The following is a 15,290-nucleotide window of genomic DNA, read 5'->3' as shown; positions in this document are numbered from 1 at the left end:
TCAGGCCGCCACCTCGAGGGCGGCCGGGTCGGTCGCCGGCTCGAGGGCCGTGTCGAGGACCTCCGTGATGGTCATCGACGGGTGGAACTGCAGCTGCGCGGCCACGTCGGCGGGGACGTCGTCGAGGTCGGCGCGGTTGCGCTCCGGGACGACGATCTGCGTCAGGCCCGCCGCGTGCGCGGCCAGGACCTTCTGCTTCACGCCGCCGATCGGCAGCACGCGACCCTGCAGGGTCAGCTCCCCGGTCATCGCGACGGTGTGCCGGACGGGCCGACCGGTGAGCAGCGAGACCAGCGCGGTCGCCATCGTGACGCCGGCCGACGGGCCGTCCTTCGGGATCGCGCCCGCGGGGACGTGCACGTGGAACGACTTCCCCGCGAACGCCTCCTCGGCGATGCCCAGCTCCGCGGCGTGCGAGCGCACCCACGACAGGGCGATCCGGGCCGACTCCTTCATGACGTCGCCGAGCTGGCCGGTGAGCACCAGCCCCTCGTCACCGGTCATCGAGGCCGCCTCGATGAACAGGACGTCGCCTCCCGCGCTGGTGACGGCCATGCCGGTCGCGACGCCGGGCACGGCGGTCCGCTCGACGGACTCGGTGAAGACCTTCTGCCGGCCGAGGTGCCGGCGCACCACGTCGGTGTCGACGACGACCGTCCCCGACCCCGACGCGATCTCCGTCGCGATCTTGCGGGTCAGCTTGCCGAGCGACCGGTCGAGCTGGCGGACGCCGGACTCGCGGGTGTACTCGGAGACCACGAGACGCAGCGCCGACTCGCCGGCCGTCACGTCGCCGTCCGGACCGCCCGTCAGGCCGGCGGACGCGATCTGGCGCGGCAGCAGGTGGTCGCGCGCGATGGCGACCTTCTCCTCGACGGTGTAGCCGTCGAAGGAGATGACCTCCATGCGGTCGAGCAGCGGGCCCGGGATCGTGTCCATCTGGTTGGCCGTCGCGAGGAACACCACCTGGGACAGGTCGATCTCGACGTCGAGGTAGTGGTCGCGGAACGCGTGGTTCTGCGCCGGGTCGAGGACCTCGAGCAGCGCGGCGGACGGGTCGCCGCGCCAGTCGGCGCCGACCTTGTCCACCTCGTCGAGCAGGATCACCGGGTTCATCGTGCCCGCGTCCCGCAGGGCCCGCACCAGGCGTCCGGGCAGGGCGCCGACGTAGGTCCGCCGGTGGCCGCGGATCTCGGCCTCGTCACGGACGCCGCCGAGCGACATCCGGACGAACTGCCGGCCCATGGCGCGCGCGACCGACTCGCCGATCGACGTCTTGCCGGTGCCCGGGGGCCCGACCAGCGTCAGGATGGTCCCTTGGCCAGAGTTCGACCCGAGCTTGTCCTCCTCCACGCCGCGGTCGCGGCGCAGCTTGCGGACGGCGAGGTACTCGACGATGCGGTCCTTCACGTCCTCGAGGCCGGTGTGGTCGGCGTCCAGGACGCCCCGCGCCGCGGTCGGGTCGAGCTGCTCCTCGGAGCGCTGCGACCACGGCAGGGCGAGCAGCCAGTCGAGGTAGGTCCGGATCATCGACGACTCGCCGGACTGCTCGCCGGTGCGCTCGAGACGGGCGAGCTCGCGCTCGGCCTGCTCGCGCACGTGGTCGGGCACGCCGGCCTCGGCGATCTTCGCGCGGTAGTCGTCGCCGGACCCGCCGTCGCCGGAGCCCTCGCCGAGCTCCTTGCGGATCGCCTCCAGCTGGCGGCGCAGCACGTACTCGCGCTGCTGCTTCGCCGCGCCGGACTCGACGTCCTCGCGCAGCGACTTGCGCACCTGCAGCTCCGCGAGCCGCTCGCGCTGCAGGCGCAGGGCGAGCTCGAGGCGCTCGCGGACGTCGAGGGTCCCCAGCAGGGACACCTTCTCGTCGTAGGGGATCTCCGGCGCCCAGCCGGCCGTGTCGGCCAGCGCGCCGGGCTCGTCGATGCCACGCAGGAACGCGGCACCGCGTCCGTCGTCACCGCGCAGCTCGAGGACCTCCTCGACCACCGCGCGGTACGTGGTCTCCAGCTCGCGGATGCGTCCGTCGCGCTCGACGGCGTCCGGGTGCTCCGTCACGTCGACGCGCAGGCGGCCGTCGTCGTCGGTGCGCCCGGAACCGGCCCGGCCACGACCCACGCCGGTCAGCTGGACCGCGGTCACGCCGTTCGGGAGGCGTGTGCGCTCGCTGACGTCGGCGACCGTGCCCACTCCGGCGAACGTCCCCTCGTGCCGCGGGACGAGCAGGACCTGCTCGCCCGCCTCGACGGGCCCGACCTCCGCGGCCGGGATCACCACGGTCATGCCCGGGAAGACCACGTTGTCGTCGACGGGGACCAGCAACAGCTCGGTCATCTCGTCACCCCATCACTCGTGCTTGATAGCAGCTACAAGTGTTGAAGTGGCTCTGGTATTCCGAGCTGTTGCGGCCCCCGTCGACGCGACCGGCTAGCGGCGGTTCTCGCCGGCCCGCGGGCCGGCGGCGGGGTCGGCGTCGCGGGCCCGGGCGGCGGCGGGGCGCGCCCCGCCGTCGTATGCCTCCACGGGCAGGCGGGCGTTCTCGTGGGCGCGCAGGGCGGCCACGGTGTTCACGGTGCTGACGGTGTTCTCGGGGGTCATCCGTCACTCCTCACGACGAGTCGATCGTGGACAACGGGACGGGTGCCCCGCCCCTGCGCCCACGACACGGACGTCGTCGTCCCCCGATCGTGGGCGACGCGGCATGATCACCGCATGGCCACCCCCGAGGAGCTCCTCACCCGCAACCTGCACGAGGTGTTCGGCGAGCGGGACGGCGACCGGCGTCGCGCCGTGATCGCCGAGCTGTACGACGCCGACGTCCTCTTCCAGGACCCCGAGGGCGCGGTGCGCGGCCGGGAGGCGATCGACGGCAAGGTGTCCGCGCTGCTGGACGGGGCGCCGGCCTCCTTCGTGTTCCGCCCCACCGGGCCGGTCCGCGTCAGCGGCGATCTCGGCGTGCTCACCTGGGCCTTCGGGCCCGAGGGCGGCGAGCCCGCGGCGTCCGGCACCGACATCGCCCTGACCGAGGGCGGGCGGATCGTGCGCCTGCACACCCTGCTGGACTGAGTGGGCTGGACTGAGAGGGCCGGACTGACTCAGGGCCGGAACCCCCGGGCTCAGCCGGGCGCGACGACCTCCAGCCGGGTCACGATCACCAGCGCGTCGCGCAGCAGCACCGTCACCGGCGTGCTGTCGACGACCGCGGAGAGCTGGGCGCGGTGGTCGGTGTCGAGATCCGCCGTCAGGCCCACCCGCCGGTGCAGCACCGGCGGCGAGCCCGGCTCGAACGCCACGTCGACCTCGACGGCCGAGCCGGGGATGCCGAAGCGCTGCAGGAACGTGCGCACCGACATCGCCGTGCACGACGACAGGGACGCGGCGAGCAGTCCGAACGACGTCGCACCGTCGGTCTCGCCGTGCTCGGTGGGCTCCGAGGGCACGGCGCAGTCCACCGACAGCCCGTTGACGTCGAGACAGACCACCCGCCCGTCCCCGTCGGCGAGTCGACCACGGGCCCACACGGCGGGCATGTCCATGGTCACCAGCCTGGCACGATCGGGGCCGGCTCAGCTCGCGCGGTCACCGGCGACGTGGGCGCGCCGTTCCTGCTCGCTCTCGCCGCCCCAGATGCCGTAGGGCTCGTTCACGCGCCGGGCCCAGTCGCGGCAGGGCTCTTGGACCGGACACCCCGCACAGATGCGCGCAGCCTCCGCCACGCGCCGGCTGCGCCGCGGGTCGCGCTCGCCGTCGGGATGGAAGAACAGTTCCGAGTTCATGCCGCGGCAGGCGGCGTGACGCTGCCAGTCCCAGTGATCGGTGATCGCCCAGGGCAGCCGGGACACATCAGCCATTGATGCACACCTCCTACCGACCGTCGTACACCTCGGTGCCGATCGACGGTGTGAGATCCCGGTCTCCCGGCGCGAGGGTGTGCCGGGGAACGGTGACGGGTGGGCCGGCGCGGTCAGGCCGCGGCGGCCACCGGGGTGGACGCGGTGGCGGGTGCCGGGCCGGACGACGCGCCGGCGCGGCCCCGTCCGTCCCCCGACAGGCCGTGCGAGACGGCGCTCGACCAGCGGAAGGGCCGCCAGCGGTCGAGCGGGACCTCGAGCCGGTCGGCCACGGCCACGAGGGCGGCCGGGTTGTGCGTCAGCCCGCAGTGACTGCCGGGGACCACGACGTTCTCGCAGAGCTCGCCGTCGTCCTGGCGGCAGCCCTCGCCGTGGAGCAGTCCGTCGAACGGCGAGTAGATCGCGACCGACCGCACCGGCACCGGCTGCCGGATGAGGGCGACGACGTCCTCGGTGTCCGCGGAGAAGCCCCAGTGGCGCTCGGCGGCCCGGAACGCCCCGGTCACCCGGTTCTCCTCCGCCTCGGCCCGCCAGGGCGAGCCGAGGCAGACGATGCGTTCGACGGCGTCCGGACGCAGGTGCGCGAGCCAGCGGGCCATGAGGCCGCCGAGGCTCCAGCCGACGATGGCGACGGGCCGACCGTGGCGGGCGTGGATCTCGTCGAACCGGTCGATCAGGCCGTCGAGGATCACGTCGGTGAAGCCGTGGTTGAGCCCGAGGGTCCACCGGTGGGTGTGGAAGCCGCGGGTGCGCAGGTGGGCCCGCAGGGCCGCGGTGGTGATGTCGCTGGTGAGGAAGCCCGGGATCACGAGCACGGGCTGGTCGTCGCCGCGCCCCCCGCTCGGCAGCACGTGCCGCACGGTGTGCCACGCGGCCGTCTCGACCGAGGCCCGGACCAGGTCGGTGGCCGTGAGCCACCAGGAGGGGAAGGGGAGGGTCTCGCCGGTGGGGTCGACGTCCGTCCGCCAGATCGCTGTGGGTGTGGGGGCGTCCATGACGTCCACCTCCTCGTCGCGGGTCCGCGTCGACGCGGCCCGTCGATCACGAGATACCCGAACGGACGGTCGGCCATACCGGCGTCGGAGGCACCTGGGCACGACCGGGTCCCGTTCGTCGCGTCCCGACGGCCGGTGGACCCTCCGGAGCCACATCGTCACCCGGTGTGGGGACAGGACCCTTGCGTCGCCCGCCGGCACCGACGACGCTGAGTGGCCAACGGAGCACGCAGGGTCGGGGGACCGCGATGGAGCAGGCGTTCGAGATCGCCTACGACCCCGTGCGCACGCGCGTCGAGGCCCGTCGCGACGGCGCGGTCCTGGGGTTCGTGGAGTACGGGCTGCGCGCCGACGCCGCGGTCCTCGCCTTCACCCAGGACGACGGCGCCGGCGACGAGGCCATGACCACCCTCGTCGACGGCGCGCTGGCCCTGCTGCGTGACCGTGGCTACCGCATCGTCCCGCTGTGTCCCCGCGTCCGCGCCTTCCTCCACGCGCGGCCCGACCGTCAGGACGGCGTCGACGTCCGCTTCCTCGACCCCGCCGTCCGCCCCGTGGCGTGACGTCCGGAACGAGGCTCAGAAGTAGGCACGCGTGACGACGTCGGCCACGCAGGCCGGCTTCTCCGAGCCCTCGACCTCGATGGTCACGCGCGTGACCAGCTGCAGGCCGTCGTCGCCGACGTCGGTGGCGTCGATGAGGGTCGACCGCGCCCGGACGCGGGTCCCCGAGCGGACCGCCGACGGGAACCGGACGCGCTCGAGCCCGTAGTTCAGCCCCATCCGCGTGCCCTCGACCCGGCGCAGGCCGTCGAGCAGCAGCGGCACCAGCGAGAGCGTCAGGAACCCGTGCGCGACCGTCGCGCCGAAGGGTCCCGACGCCGCGCGTTCCGGGTCGACGTGGATCCACTGGTGGTCGCCGGTGACGTCGGCGAACCCGTCGATGCGGTCCTGGCCGATCTCCAGCCACTCCCCCGGCCCGAGCTCGCGGCCCAGCGACGCGAGGAGCTCCTCGCGTCCGTGCAAGGTCTCCATGACCGTGGAAGCTACAACTGCGGCTACAACCGCGCGGCCCGGATCGCGTCGGCGAGCGAGGTGGGCTCGCGGCCGAGCAGGTTCGCCAGCGCCGGGCTGTCGGTCTCCAGCTCGCCCTTCGCGGTGGAGGCCTCGAGGGCGGCGACGAAGCCGGCGGTGTCCTCGTCCATCCCGGCACCGCGCAGGACGTCGGTGAACTCCCCGGCGGGGAGGTCGCGGTAGGTGACGTCGGTGCCCGTCACCTCGGTGATCGTCGCGGCGAGGTCGGCCATCGAGAACGCCGGCCCACCCAGCTCCCAGTAGCCCTGCTGGTCGGTGATGTCGCCGGTGAGCAGCGAGACGGCGGCCTCGGCGTAGTCGGCGCGCGTCGCGGCGGAGACACGGCCGTCGCCGGCGGCGCCGACGATCTCCCCGCGCGCGAGGTACTCGTCGAGGCGGCCGGTGTAGTTCTCGGTGTACCAACCGTTGCGGGCCACGGCGAACGGCAGCCCCGAGCCCTGCAGGGCGTCTTCGGTGGCGGCGTGCTCGGGCGCGAGGACCAGCTCGGTCTCGTCGGCGTGCAGCACGCTCGTGTAGACGACGAACCCGACGTCGGCGGCGTCGGCCGCGCGTAGGACGGCCGTGTGCTGCTCGAGACGGTTCCCGACGGTCGGGCTCGACACCAGCAGGAGGCGCTCGATGCCCTCGAGGGCCGGGCCGAGGGTCTCGGGCCGGTCGTAGTCCGCCTCGCGGACGCCGACCCCGAGGTCCGACAGGTCGCCGGCCTTGTCCGGGCGGCGCACGAGCGCGAAGACGTTGCGCGCGGGCACGCCACGACGCAGCAGGTTGTCCACGGCGAGGCGGCCGAGGTGGCCCGACGCGCCGGTGACGGCGTAGGTCGCGGTGGGCAGGACGGGGGGCTCGGTCGTGGGGTCGGACGTCGGGTCGGTCATGGCCCGCGAGTGCCCACGGTCCGCCGCCGCGGAAACGGCGTGCTCGCGTGGGTGATGATGGAGGTGTGGCGGGTGCGGTCGGCGGGAGCCTCGCGACCTACCGCACGGTCCTGCGCCTGCCCGGGCTGACGCCCCTCGTCGCCGTCGGGTTCGCGGCGCGCCTGCCGGTCACGGCGACCGGGGTCGTCCTCACCCTGTACGTCGCGGTGGGGCTCGACCGCGGGTTCGCGGCCGCCGGACTCGTCGGCGGCGCGATCACGGCCGGTGTCGCGATCGGGGCGCCGTTCGTGGGTCGTCTGGTGGACCGGTACGGACTGCGGCCGGTGCTCGCGCTCTGCGGCTTCGTGCAGGCGGCCTTCTGGGGGCTCGTGCCGCTGCTCGACCCGACCGCGCTCGTGCCCGCCGCCCTCGCGGCCGGGCTGCTGGTGCCGCCGGCGTTCGCGGTGGTGCGCCAGTCGCTGGCGGCGTCGGTGCCGCGGGAGCACCAACGCCCGGCGTTCGCGCTCGACGCGATGTCCACCGAGGTCGCCTACGCGGTCGGCCCGGCCCTCGGCACCCTGGCCGTGCTGGCCCTGCCCGGCACCGGACCGTGGGTCGTCGGCGCCGCGTTCGTGCTCGCCACGGCGGCGCTCGCCCGGCTCGATCCGCCGGTGCGCGCCGAGCCGTTCCGGCCCGGGGAGCGGGCCGCACCCCCCGTGCGCTCGTGGCTGCGCGGACCGATGCTGGTCGCGCTCGCCTCGACGGCCGCCGCGATCCTCATGCTCACCGCCACCGAGCTGTCGGTGGTCGCGATGCTGACCGCGCGCGACGAGACCGGCTGGTTCGCCCTCGCCAACACCGTCTGGTGCGCGGCCTCGCTCGTCGGTGGCTGGATCTACGGCGCCGCGCACCGGCCACCCCCGACCGCCGTGCTGCTGGCGCTGCTCGCGGTCGGCTCGCTGCCGGTGGCCCTCGGCGGGCCGTGGTGGACGCTGACGCTGCTGCTGGTGCCCGCCGGCGCGTTCTGCGCGCCCGCGCTCGCCGCGGCCGCCGAGACCGTCGGGCGCCTCGCCCCCGACGCCGCGCGCGGCGTCGCGACGGGCTTCCACGGCTCGGCGCTCATGGTCGGCGCGACCGTGGCGTCGCCCCTCGCCGGCACGCTCATCGACCTCGTCGCCCCCGCCGCCGCGATCGGGGCGGCCGCGCTCATCGCGCTCGCGGTGGCCGGCGTCGCGGCGCTCGTGACCGGCACCCGGGCCGGCAGCCGTTCCCGGTGACACGGTCAGGCCTGACTGGTTACCGTGCGGGGCACATCACCCCCCGACCGCAGAGGAACCCGATCATGGATCTCCAGGGCGTCTCGGCCCTCGTCACCGGCGGCGCGTCCGGCCTCGGGCTGGCCACCGCGCAGGCCATCACCGCCGCCGGCGGACGCGTGGTCATCGCCGACCTGCCGTCGTCGTCCGGCAAGGACGTCGCCGCCGACCTCGGGGGCGAGTTCGTCGCCGCCGACGTGACCGACGCCGACGCCCTGGGCTCCGCGGTGGCCGCCGCCGAGGCCGCCGGTCCGTTCCGCGCGCTGGTCCACTGCGCCGGCATCGGCAGCCTCACCCGCGTCGTGGAGAAGAACGGCGACCCGGGCGACATGGAGGCCTTCGAGCGGGTGATCCGTGTGAACCTGTTCGGGTCGTTCAACGCCCTGCGCCTCGGCGGCGCCGCGATCGCGCGCACCGAGCCGGTGAACGGCGAGCGCGGCGCGATGATCATGACGGCGTCGGTCGCGGCGTTCGAGGGCCAGATCGGGCAGATGGCCTACTCGGCGTCGAAGGGCGGCGTCGTCTCGATGACGCTCTGCGCGGCGCGCGACCTCGCGTCCAAGCTCGTGCGGGTCAACACCATCGCCCCCGGCCTGTTCGACACCCCGCTGTTCGCGACGCTCTCCGAGGACGTCCGCAAGGCCCTCGGCGACTCGGTGCCCAACCCCCGCCGTCTCGGCGACCCGGCCGAGTACGGGCAGATGGCCGTGTCGATGCTGCAGAACCCGATGCTCAACGGCGAGACGATCCGCCTCGACGGCGCGATCCGGATGGCCCCGCGATGAGCTCTCCGGCGTCCGACGAGGTCGTGCTGCGCACCGAGCGGGAGGGGACGACGCTCGTCATCACCATCGATCGCCCGAAGGCCCGGAACTCGGTGAACACCGCGGTGGCCCAGGGGATCGCCGACGCCCTCGACGAGCTCGACGGCGACGACGAGCTGGTCACGGGCATCCTCACCGGTGCCGGCGGGTTCTTCAGCGCCGGCATGGACCTCAAGGCGTTCCTGCGCGGCGAGCGCCCGCACGTCGGCGACCGCGGGTTCGCGGGCATCACGCAGCGCCCGCCGTCGAAGCCGCTCATCGCCGCCGTCGAGGGCCCGGCGCTGGCCGGCGGGTGCGAGCTGGCGCTGTCGTGCGACCTGGTGGTGGCCTCGGAGGAGGCGAGCTTCGGCATCCCCGAGGTCAAGCGCGGCCTCGCGGCCGCCGCCGGCGGGCTGCTGCGGCTGCCCGCGCGTATCCCGCGGACCGTCGCGATGGAGCTCGCGCTGACCGGCGACCCGATGTCGGCCGCCGACGCGCACCGCTGGGGCCTGGTCAACCACCTCACCGCGGCCGGCGGTGCGCTCGAGGGCGCGCGGGAGCTGGCCGCGCGGATCGGGGCCAACGGCCCCCTCGCGGTGCGCGCCAGCAAGCAGGTGATCGTGGAGTCGGCGTCGTGGCCGGCGTCGGAGATGTGGGAGCGCCAGGGCGAGATCCTCGGCCCGGTGCTCTCCAGCGAGGACGCCCGCGAGGGTGCCGCCGCGTTCGCCGAGAAGCGCGCGCCGGTCTGGAAGGGCCGCTGAGCCGCGGGAGAGCGCGCCGGTGAGTGACGTGGGTCGTCCGGACGGCCCATGTCATTCACCACCGGCGACGGCACCGCCGTGTCCCCTACGATGCGCGCCATGCACCTCGACCACGCGATCGTCGAGGCCGAGGTGCTGCTCACCCGGATCGCGCGCGGCGAGCTCGAGACCGGGTGGGACGACGGTGTCGGGGGCGGGTGGGACACCCGGCGCCAGCAGGCCCTCGTCGACACGGTCCTGCGGGACTGGCCGATCCCGCCGGTCGTCATCGCGAGCGACGACGAGACCGATGTCCTGGTCGACGGCCGCGAACGTCTCCGGGCGCTGTGGCGGTTCACGCGCGACGAGCTGCCCGTCGCCGGCCCGACGCCGTCGGTCGGCGAGTACCTCGAGCAGCTCGACGGCCTGTCCTACAGCCGGCTGCCCGCCCGCTTCCGGCGGCGCGTCGAGCGCTACGGCGTCCCCGTCGTGCGCGTGCCCCGGCAGGCCGCCGCGGAGGTGCGCGAGCTGACGGCGCGGTGGGACCCGTCGACGCCCCCGATGAGGGCGGCGGGGCCGGCAGCGCCCGCGACGCCCACCGCGGCACCGGCGATCACCCCACCGCCGGCGGTGCCGCCGCCTCCCCCACCGCCCCCGGCTTCCCCGCCCCCGGTCACCCCTCGGGTGCCGGCGGCGCGCGAGCCCGGGGAGTCGTTCCGCCCCGCGGCCACGGGCGCGCACCACCGGGCGGCGGACAGCGAACCGATCTTCGACGAGCTCTCGGCCTGGTTCCTCGAGACGACGCAGGACGCGGCACGGCCGGCGCCGGCGTGGTCCTCCGCGGCCGACCCGCAGCACGAGGAGGCCCGCGCCGCCCTGCGCGAGTCGACCGTGGAGCTCACGCCGTCCGGGCTCCCGATCCGCCGGCCCTCGGCCCGCCTCGCCCCCGGCGCGATCCCGGCCCCGGCGCGGGCCCGGCCGGCGCGCACGCCCGACCCGCGCACGGTGGGAGAGCACCTCACGCGGTTCCGGGAGGGCGCGAGCGCCGCCCGCGACGACCTCTCCCCGCCCGCCTGACCGACGGTCGGGCTGGGTGCCGCGCACGGGCCCACACCCGGTCCTAGACGGTGTCCTCGCCGTACATCTCGCCGAGCGGGTCCATGATGAACTCGACCCGCGCGCCGTCGGGGTCGTGCGTGTAGATCGAGACCTCGGACTCGACCATGTACTCGGCGCCGCGCTCGTCGAGGCGGCGCTTGATCCCGTACCACTGGCTGCCGGGCACCGAGATCGCGATGTGGTGCAGGCCCCCGAGCACCTCGGCGTAGGGGCCCGGGTCGACGCCGGGCAGGTCGAAGAACGCCAGGTTGTTGCCGTTGCCGACGTCGAAGAAGAAGTGCGTCGAGCCCGCGAGGTCGCGGTTCTCGAACAGCACGGTGACGGGGAAGCCCGCGACGTTCTGGTACCACTCGACGGTCGTGCGCACGTCGCGGCAGACGAGCGCGGTGTGGTGGATGCCCTTGCCCGTCGACGGCGGCCGGTGCTCGCGGGAGACGAGGAACTCCTCGCGGATCCGGTCGCGCTCCTCGGTCAGCCTCTGCCGCTCGTCCTCGCTGATGAGGGAGCTCTTCTCGGCGCTCATGCCCGAGAATGTAGACCGTTCAACCGAGATCGTGGACCGCCAACGAGCCCGCGTCCCGCTCGGCCTTCCCGCCCGCGGCACCGCCGTCGGCGGTGAGCTCGGCGAGCATCCGGTAGGTCAGGGCACGGGGGCGCAGGCCGAGCTCGGCGGCGCCCTCCTCGTCGAGCCGCTCGACGAGGTTCTTGGTGACGAGGCGCTGCCCGCCGGTGGCGACCTGCTCGACGCGCGCGCACTCGTTGACCTCGTCGCCCAGCGCCGTGACCTCGAGGCGCCCCCCGGTGACGATCTGGCCGATGAACAGGTCGGCGCCCCAGTGCGCGCCGACGTTCAGGCGGCAGTCCGCCGCCCGCACCTCCGCGCCGCTCTCCGCGAGGTCGGCGACCACCTCGTCCACGATCCCCGGCAGCTCCTGCACGGCACGCAGGGCCGCACCGGCGGCCGCGGCGTCCGACCCGTGGGAGTCGCGCAGGAAGTAGGCGCTCGCCCCGTCGCCCGCGTGCTTGCCGACGATCCCGCCGTGCCGGGCGACGAGCTCGTCGAACGCCGTGGTGACACCGCGGATCAGCTCGAAGTAGACCGGCGTCGGGAGGCGGCGGGACAGCGGCCCGGAGCCGTCGATGTCGGCGAACACCACGGCGGCGGGGCGCTGGGCGGGTTCGGACAGGTCGGCCATGCGCGTGAACATGGCCTCGTCTCCCTCGCTGACGAGGGCGAGCACCCGCGCGGGCAGGAGCGGGGCGTAGATCAGCACCGCGCCGAGCGGGCTCCCGTCCTCGTGGCGCAGCGTCACGCCGAGCATCCCCACGCCCCGGTGCCGCCCGCCGACCCGCAGGTCGAGCGAGAGCACCCACAGCGGGGCGGACGAGGGGTCCGCGAGGCGGGGGTGCAGCTCGCGGCGCAGGGTCGCCACCGCCTCGGGCGTGAGGAGGTCGTTCCAGACCTCCCGCTCGAGCACCTCGTCGAGGTGCCGGCCGAGTCCGAGATCGGTGTCCTCGGTGACCCCGGCGAGCAGCTGCATCTGCTCGGACACCCACGCCAGGCGCCCCTCGGCGTCGACGACCTGCGCCGCCGTGCGCCCGGCGGCGAGCGCCCCGATCACCTCGTCCAGCTGATCACCCGGGTCCCCCACGGCGCCGGACCCTACGGCGCCTCCTCGCGCGGGTGCGCGCTCATCGCCCGTCGGTGTCCCGCGTCGTGGACGAGGACGTCGAGCAGCTCCCCCACGTGGTGGTCCCGCGCCCGCGAGAGGACGTGACGTCCCGCACGGCGCTGGGTGACGAGGCCCGCGAGGCGGAGCTTCGCGAGGTGCTGCGAGATCGCCGGCCGGGTGGCGCCGAGCCGCTCGGCGAGCGTCGAGACGTCGAGCTCGTCGCCGCAGAGCAGCCACAGGATCCGCAACCGCGTCGGGTCGGCGAGCATCCGCAGCCCTTCGACCGCGACGTCGACGTGCTCGGGCACGGGCAGGTCGGCGAACGGGCCGCTCGGCGAGCTGACGTTGTCAGTTGCGTACACGTTTACGTATCGTGCCAGGGCGAGAGATCGTGTTCCATGGGCGGACGGACGACCCCTGGACGACCCCTGGACGCCACAGACGCCACAGAGCCCGCCTGGTGGAGGTGCACTCGACGATGAGCACCCCGATCGATCGCCCGACCCATCGCCCCGCCGGTCGCGGCCGTGCGGAACGCCCCCTCGACATCCCGGCCCGCCTCCCGGTGCGGGCGTGCGGGCCGGCCACCGACCAGACGGCCGATCACCACACCCTGCTCGCCGAGATCCTCGCCCTGCACGACGCCCTGGCCGCCGCGCCCTCGCTCGAACCCGGCCCCGGCACGGACGCGCTGTTCACCCGGCTCGTCGGGCTGGCGGTCGCACCGCGCCCAGGCCACGTCGTGGAGGCGGTGCTCGACGACCCGGAGCTCGCGGGCCGCCTCCCGGACCTGCGCGCCCGCTGCGCCGACGGCGAGTACGCGCTCGAGCGCTCCTGGGCCCGCCGCGTCCTCGCCGCGCCCGACCCCGCCGCGGAGCTCGAGGGGTTCCCCTACCTGCAGAACTACCGCGACCTGACGCGCATCGAGTACCACGCCGTCGCCGGGCACGCCCCGCTCGCGCCGCGGCGGGCGCTGTTCGTCGGCTCCGGGCCGTTGCCGCTCTCGGCGCTGCTGCTCGCGCGCCACGGCGTCACGGTCGACGCCGTCGACGTGGACCCCGAGGCGGTCGCCCTCGGCGGTGCGGTGGCCCGCGCCCTCGGCGACGACGTCACCGTCTCCCACGGCGACGTGCTCGGGCTCGACGACCTCGCCGGGTACGACCTCGTGTGCGTCGCCGCGCTCGTCGGGCTCGCCCCCGACGACAAGGCCGCCGCGCTGGCCCACGTCCGGTCGCGGATGCGCCCGGGCGCCACCGTGCTCGCCCGCAGCGCCCACTCCCTGCGCGGACTGCTCTACCCCGTGCTCGACGTCGCCGGCGACGATCCCGACGGTCTCGGCGGCCTCGAGCCGCTCGCCGTGCTCCACCCGCACACCGACGTCGTCAACTCGGTGGTGCTCGCCCGCGTCCCGGGCTGACGCGGCATCCTCGACCACGGCATCCTCGACGCGTGCCCGCGACCGTGTCAGCACCGAGCAGGACCCGCCCGCACCCGGCCGCCGTGGTCGCCGTGGCCCTGCTCGTCGCCGTGATCGCGGCGGCCCTGTGGCGCTCGGACGAGTCGGGCACCGGCGCGCGGAACGTCGGTGTCGAGGCAGCGGCGCCGGCGGCGGGACCGGCGGCGCCCCAGGCCCCCCTCGCGGTTCCGGGCGTCCCCGGCGCGACGTGCCCGCCGACCGTCACCAACCCCGGCGGGCGCAACAACTACCGAGAGAACGCCCCGCTCGACGTGCCGCTCGGCCGCGGCCTGGTGATCACGGGAGTCGTCCGGGACACCGGCTGCCGCCCCCTGCCCGGCGTCCCCGTGCAGGTGTGGCTGCAGACCGCCCTCGGCAGCGAGCGCGAGAACCGCACCACCGTGCTCACGGGCCCCGACGGGCGCTACCGCGTCGCGAGCGACCCGGCCGTCGCCCAGTTCGGCGAGCCCAACGTGCACGTCGCCCACGACCCGGAGGACGGTCCGTGGGCCTCGGTCTGGCAGCGCCACGTCGTCGACCCCGACGCGACCCTCGCCGTCGTCGACCTGACGCTGGTGCCGGCCTCGTGAGAGCACTCGTCGGCGCCGCGGTGTTCGGCGGGGCGCTGCTCGTGACCCTGGGCCTCACCGCGCCGCACCTCGCCCGGGCCTCGCCGGCGCTGCTCGTCTCGACGCTCGCGGGCTGCGTCGCGGTCGCCGCGCTCGCCGCCCAGCCGTGGCTCACCCGCCGGCGGGTGCCCGCGCACGTCCGGCTGGGCGGCGTCGTCGCGGTGCTCGTGGCCGTGCACGTGCTGGCGCTCGTGGTCGAGAGCCCCGACGACGCGCTCTACTCGATGTCGCCGGACGGTCCGACACGGGCGCGGATGGCGCTGTTCGCGACGGTCCTGCTCGCCGTCGTCACGCTGCTCGGGCTGCTGCGCCGGCGGCTGCGGTGGTCCGCACCCACGTGGCGGTTCGTGCACGGGAGCCTCGCCGGGCTCGTGGTGGTGCTCGGGGTCGGGCACGCCGTGCTGATCCAGGGCGCCCTCGACGGGTGGGGCACGCCGGTGCTGCTGGCGCTCGGCGGGCTCGGAGTCGTCGGCGTCGTGGTCCGGCTCGTGATGGTCCTCCGGACGGGGGACGCGATGCCGCACGACCGTGGGCGCGTCCGTCCGGCGGGCGAGCGACCGGGCTAGCGTCGCCCCGGTGGAGCCGACGCCGATCTTCGCCGACCTCGCGAGCACCGGTCCGCGCGCGGCGGCGCACGGCGACGGTCGACCGGTCGCGGATCTCTTGCGTGAGCTGCGCCAGGAGACGCCGGCGGACGTCCGCCCGGTCCGTGTGGGCCGGGTCCCGGGGCTGCTGAGCTTCCCGTCGCGCCGGCAGACCGACTGAG

Annotated in this window: 20 protein-coding genes; 10 read left to right on the top strand and 10 right to left on the bottom strand. The window is 75.1% G+C overall.

Features of this window, described 5'->3' with window-relative positions:
- Together lon and WCD41_RS12075 are read right to left on the bottom strand one after the other, a co-directional pair.
- Complete coding sequence (gene lon, locus WCD41_RS12080; RefSeq protein WP_337713676.1) at positions 1-2,331, bottom strand: endopeptidase La; 2,331 nt, start codon at positions 2,329-2,331, stop codon at positions 1-3.
- A 93-nt stretch (positions 2,332-2,424) separates the two neighbouring features.
- On the bottom strand, positions 2,425-2,595 hold the full coding sequence (locus tag WCD41_RS12075) for a hypothetical protein (protein ID WP_337713675.1): 171 nt from the start codon (positions 2,593-2,595) through the stop codon (positions 2,425-2,427).
- 114 nt (positions 2,596-2,709) lie between these two features.
- Here WCD41_RS12075 and WCD41_RS12070 point away from each other — a divergent pair, with 114 nt between their 5' ends.
- Positions 2,710-3,063, top strand: coding sequence for a nuclear transport factor 2 family protein (locus WCD41_RS12070; protein WP_337713674.1), 354 nt, complete (start codon positions 2,710-2,712; stop codon positions 3,061-3,063).
- Between the two features lie 50 nt (positions 3,064-3,113).
- Here WCD41_RS12070 and WCD41_RS12065 read toward each other — a convergent pair whose 3' ends face one another.
- The 3 genes from WCD41_RS12065 to WCD41_RS12055 all read right to left on the bottom strand — a co-directional run bounded on the left by WCD41_RS12065 (position 3,114) and on the right by WCD41_RS12055 (position 4,843).
- Complete coding sequence (locus tag WCD41_RS12065) at positions 3,114-3,533, bottom strand: OsmC family protein (RefSeq protein WP_337713673.1); 420 nt, start codon at positions 3,531-3,533, stop codon at positions 3,114-3,116.
- A 30-nt stretch (positions 3,534-3,563) separates the two neighbouring features.
- Positions 3,564-3,848 (bottom strand): WhiB family transcriptional regulator, encoded by a 285-nt coding sequence (locus WCD41_RS12060; protein WP_337713672.1) that lies wholly within the window; start codon positions 3,846-3,848, stop codon positions 3,564-3,566.
- Positions 3,849-3,961: 113 nt separating this feature from the next.
- Positions 3,962-4,843 (bottom strand): esterase/lipase family protein, encoded by an 882-nt coding sequence (locus WCD41_RS12055; RefSeq protein WP_337713671.1) that lies wholly within the window; start codon positions 4,841-4,843, stop codon positions 3,962-3,964.
- Positions 4,844-5,091: 248 nt separating this feature from the next.
- On the opposite strand from WCD41_RS12055, the gene WCD41_RS12050 reads away from it, so the two are divergent.
- Complete coding sequence (locus tag WCD41_RS12050; protein WP_337713670.1) at positions 5,092-5,406, top strand: GNAT family N-acetyltransferase; 315 nt, start codon at positions 5,092-5,094, stop codon at positions 5,404-5,406.
- Between the two features lie 15 nt (positions 5,407-5,421).
- On the opposite strand, the gene WCD41_RS12045 is transcribed toward WCD41_RS12050, so the two are convergent.
- Entirely contained in the window at positions 5,422-5,877 is a 456-nt protein-coding gene (locus tag WCD41_RS12045; RefSeq protein ID WP_337713669.1) for a MaoC family dehydratase, read from the bottom strand.
- Positions 5,878-5,900: 23 nt separating this feature from the next.
- Positions 5,901-6,809 (bottom strand): SDR family oxidoreductase, encoded by a 909-nt coding sequence (locus tag WCD41_RS12040; RefSeq protein WP_337713668.1) that lies wholly within the window; start codon positions 6,807-6,809, stop codon positions 5,901-5,903.
- 65 nt (positions 6,810-6,874) lie between these two features.
- On the opposite strand from WCD41_RS12040, the gene WCD41_RS12035 reads away from it, so the two are divergent.
- From WCD41_RS12035 to WCD41_RS12020, 4 genes are all read left to right on the top strand, one after another.
- Positions 6,875-8,065 (top strand): MFS transporter, encoded by a 1,191-nt coding sequence (locus WCD41_RS12035; RefSeq protein WP_337713667.1) that lies wholly within the window; start codon positions 6,875-6,877, stop codon positions 8,063-8,065.
- Positions 8,066-8,130: 65 nt separating this feature from the next.
- Positions 8,131-8,889: an SDR family NAD(P)-dependent oxidoreductase gene (locus WCD41_RS12030; RefSeq protein WP_337713666.1), complete on the top strand. Its 759-nt coding sequence runs from the start codon at positions 8,131-8,133 to the stop codon at positions 8,887-8,889.
- Positions 8,886-9,668 (top strand): crotonase/enoyl-CoA hydratase family protein, encoded by a 783-nt coding sequence (locus WCD41_RS12025; RefSeq protein WP_337713665.1) that lies wholly within the window; start codon positions 8,886-8,888, stop codon positions 9,666-9,668. The genes WCD41_RS12030 and WCD41_RS12025 overlap by 4 nt, the downstream gene beginning before the upstream one ends.
- A gap of 99 nt (positions 9,669-9,767) precedes the next feature.
- Positions 9,768-10,724 (top strand): hypothetical protein, encoded by a 957-nt coding sequence (locus WCD41_RS12020; RefSeq protein WP_337713664.1) that lies wholly within the window; start codon positions 9,768-9,770, stop codon positions 10,722-10,724.
- Positions 10,725-10,767: 43 nt separating this feature from the next.
- On the opposite strand, the gene WCD41_RS12015 is transcribed toward WCD41_RS12020, so the two are convergent.
- From WCD41_RS12015 to WCD41_RS12005, 3 genes are read right to left on the bottom strand one after another with little or no spacing between them, the layout of a single operon-like run.
- Positions 10,768-11,289: a VOC family protein gene (locus WCD41_RS12015; protein ID WP_337713663.1), complete on the bottom strand. Its 522-nt coding sequence runs from the start codon at positions 11,287-11,289 to the stop codon at positions 10,768-10,770.
- A gap of 19 nt (positions 11,290-11,308) precedes the next feature.
- Complete coding sequence (locus WCD41_RS12010; RefSeq protein ID WP_337713662.1) at positions 11,309-12,418, bottom strand: adenylate/guanylate cyclase domain-containing protein; 1,110 nt, start codon at positions 12,416-12,418, stop codon at positions 11,309-11,311.
- Positions 12,419-12,429: 11 nt separating this feature from the next.
- Positions 12,430-12,801 (bottom strand): ArsR/SmtB family transcription factor, encoded by a 372-nt coding sequence (locus tag WCD41_RS12005; RefSeq protein ID WP_337713661.1) that lies wholly within the window; start codon positions 12,799-12,801, stop codon positions 12,430-12,432.
- Between the two features lie 116 nt (positions 12,802-12,917).
- Here WCD41_RS12005 and WCD41_RS12000 point away from each other — a divergent pair, with 116 nt between their 5' ends.
- The 4 genes from WCD41_RS12000 to WCD41_RS11985 are packed head-to-tail and all read left to right on the top strand — an operon-like array spanning position 12,918 to position 15,289.
- Entirely contained in the window at positions 12,918-13,856 is a 939-nt protein-coding gene (locus WCD41_RS12000) for a nicotianamine synthase family protein (RefSeq protein WP_337713660.1), read from the top strand.
- Positions 13,857-13,888: 32 nt separating this feature from the next.
- The gene (locus tag WCD41_RS11995) at positions 13,889-14,485 is read left to right on the top strand and encodes a peptidase associated/transthyretin-like domain-containing protein (RefSeq protein WP_337713659.1); all 597 of its coding nucleotides are present in this window, start codon (positions 13,889-13,891) and stop codon (positions 14,483-14,485) included.
- Entirely contained in the window at positions 14,482-15,090 is a 609-nt protein-coding gene (locus WCD41_RS11990) for a ferric reductase-like transmembrane domain-containing protein (protein ID WP_337713658.1), read from the top strand. Before WCD41_RS11995 ends, WCD41_RS11990 begins: the two co-directional genes overlap by 4 nt.
- A 10-nt stretch (positions 15,091-15,100) precedes the next feature.
- The gene (locus tag WCD41_RS11985) at positions 15,101-15,289 is read left to right on the top strand and encodes a hypothetical protein (protein ID WP_337713657.1); all 189 of its coding nucleotides are present in this window, start codon (positions 15,101-15,103) and stop codon (positions 15,287-15,289) included.
- Position 15,290: the final 1 nt, after the last annotated feature.

The sequence above is a fragment of the Actinomycetospora aeridis genome (assembly GCF_037400275.1).
Taxonomy (GTDB): domain Bacteria; phylum Actinomycetota; class Actinomycetes; order Mycobacteriales; family Pseudonocardiaceae; genus Actinomycetospora; species Actinomycetospora aeridis.
The sequence above is the reverse complement of the archived record's forward strand: the minus strand, read 5'-3'. Positions and strand labels throughout refer to the sequence as shown.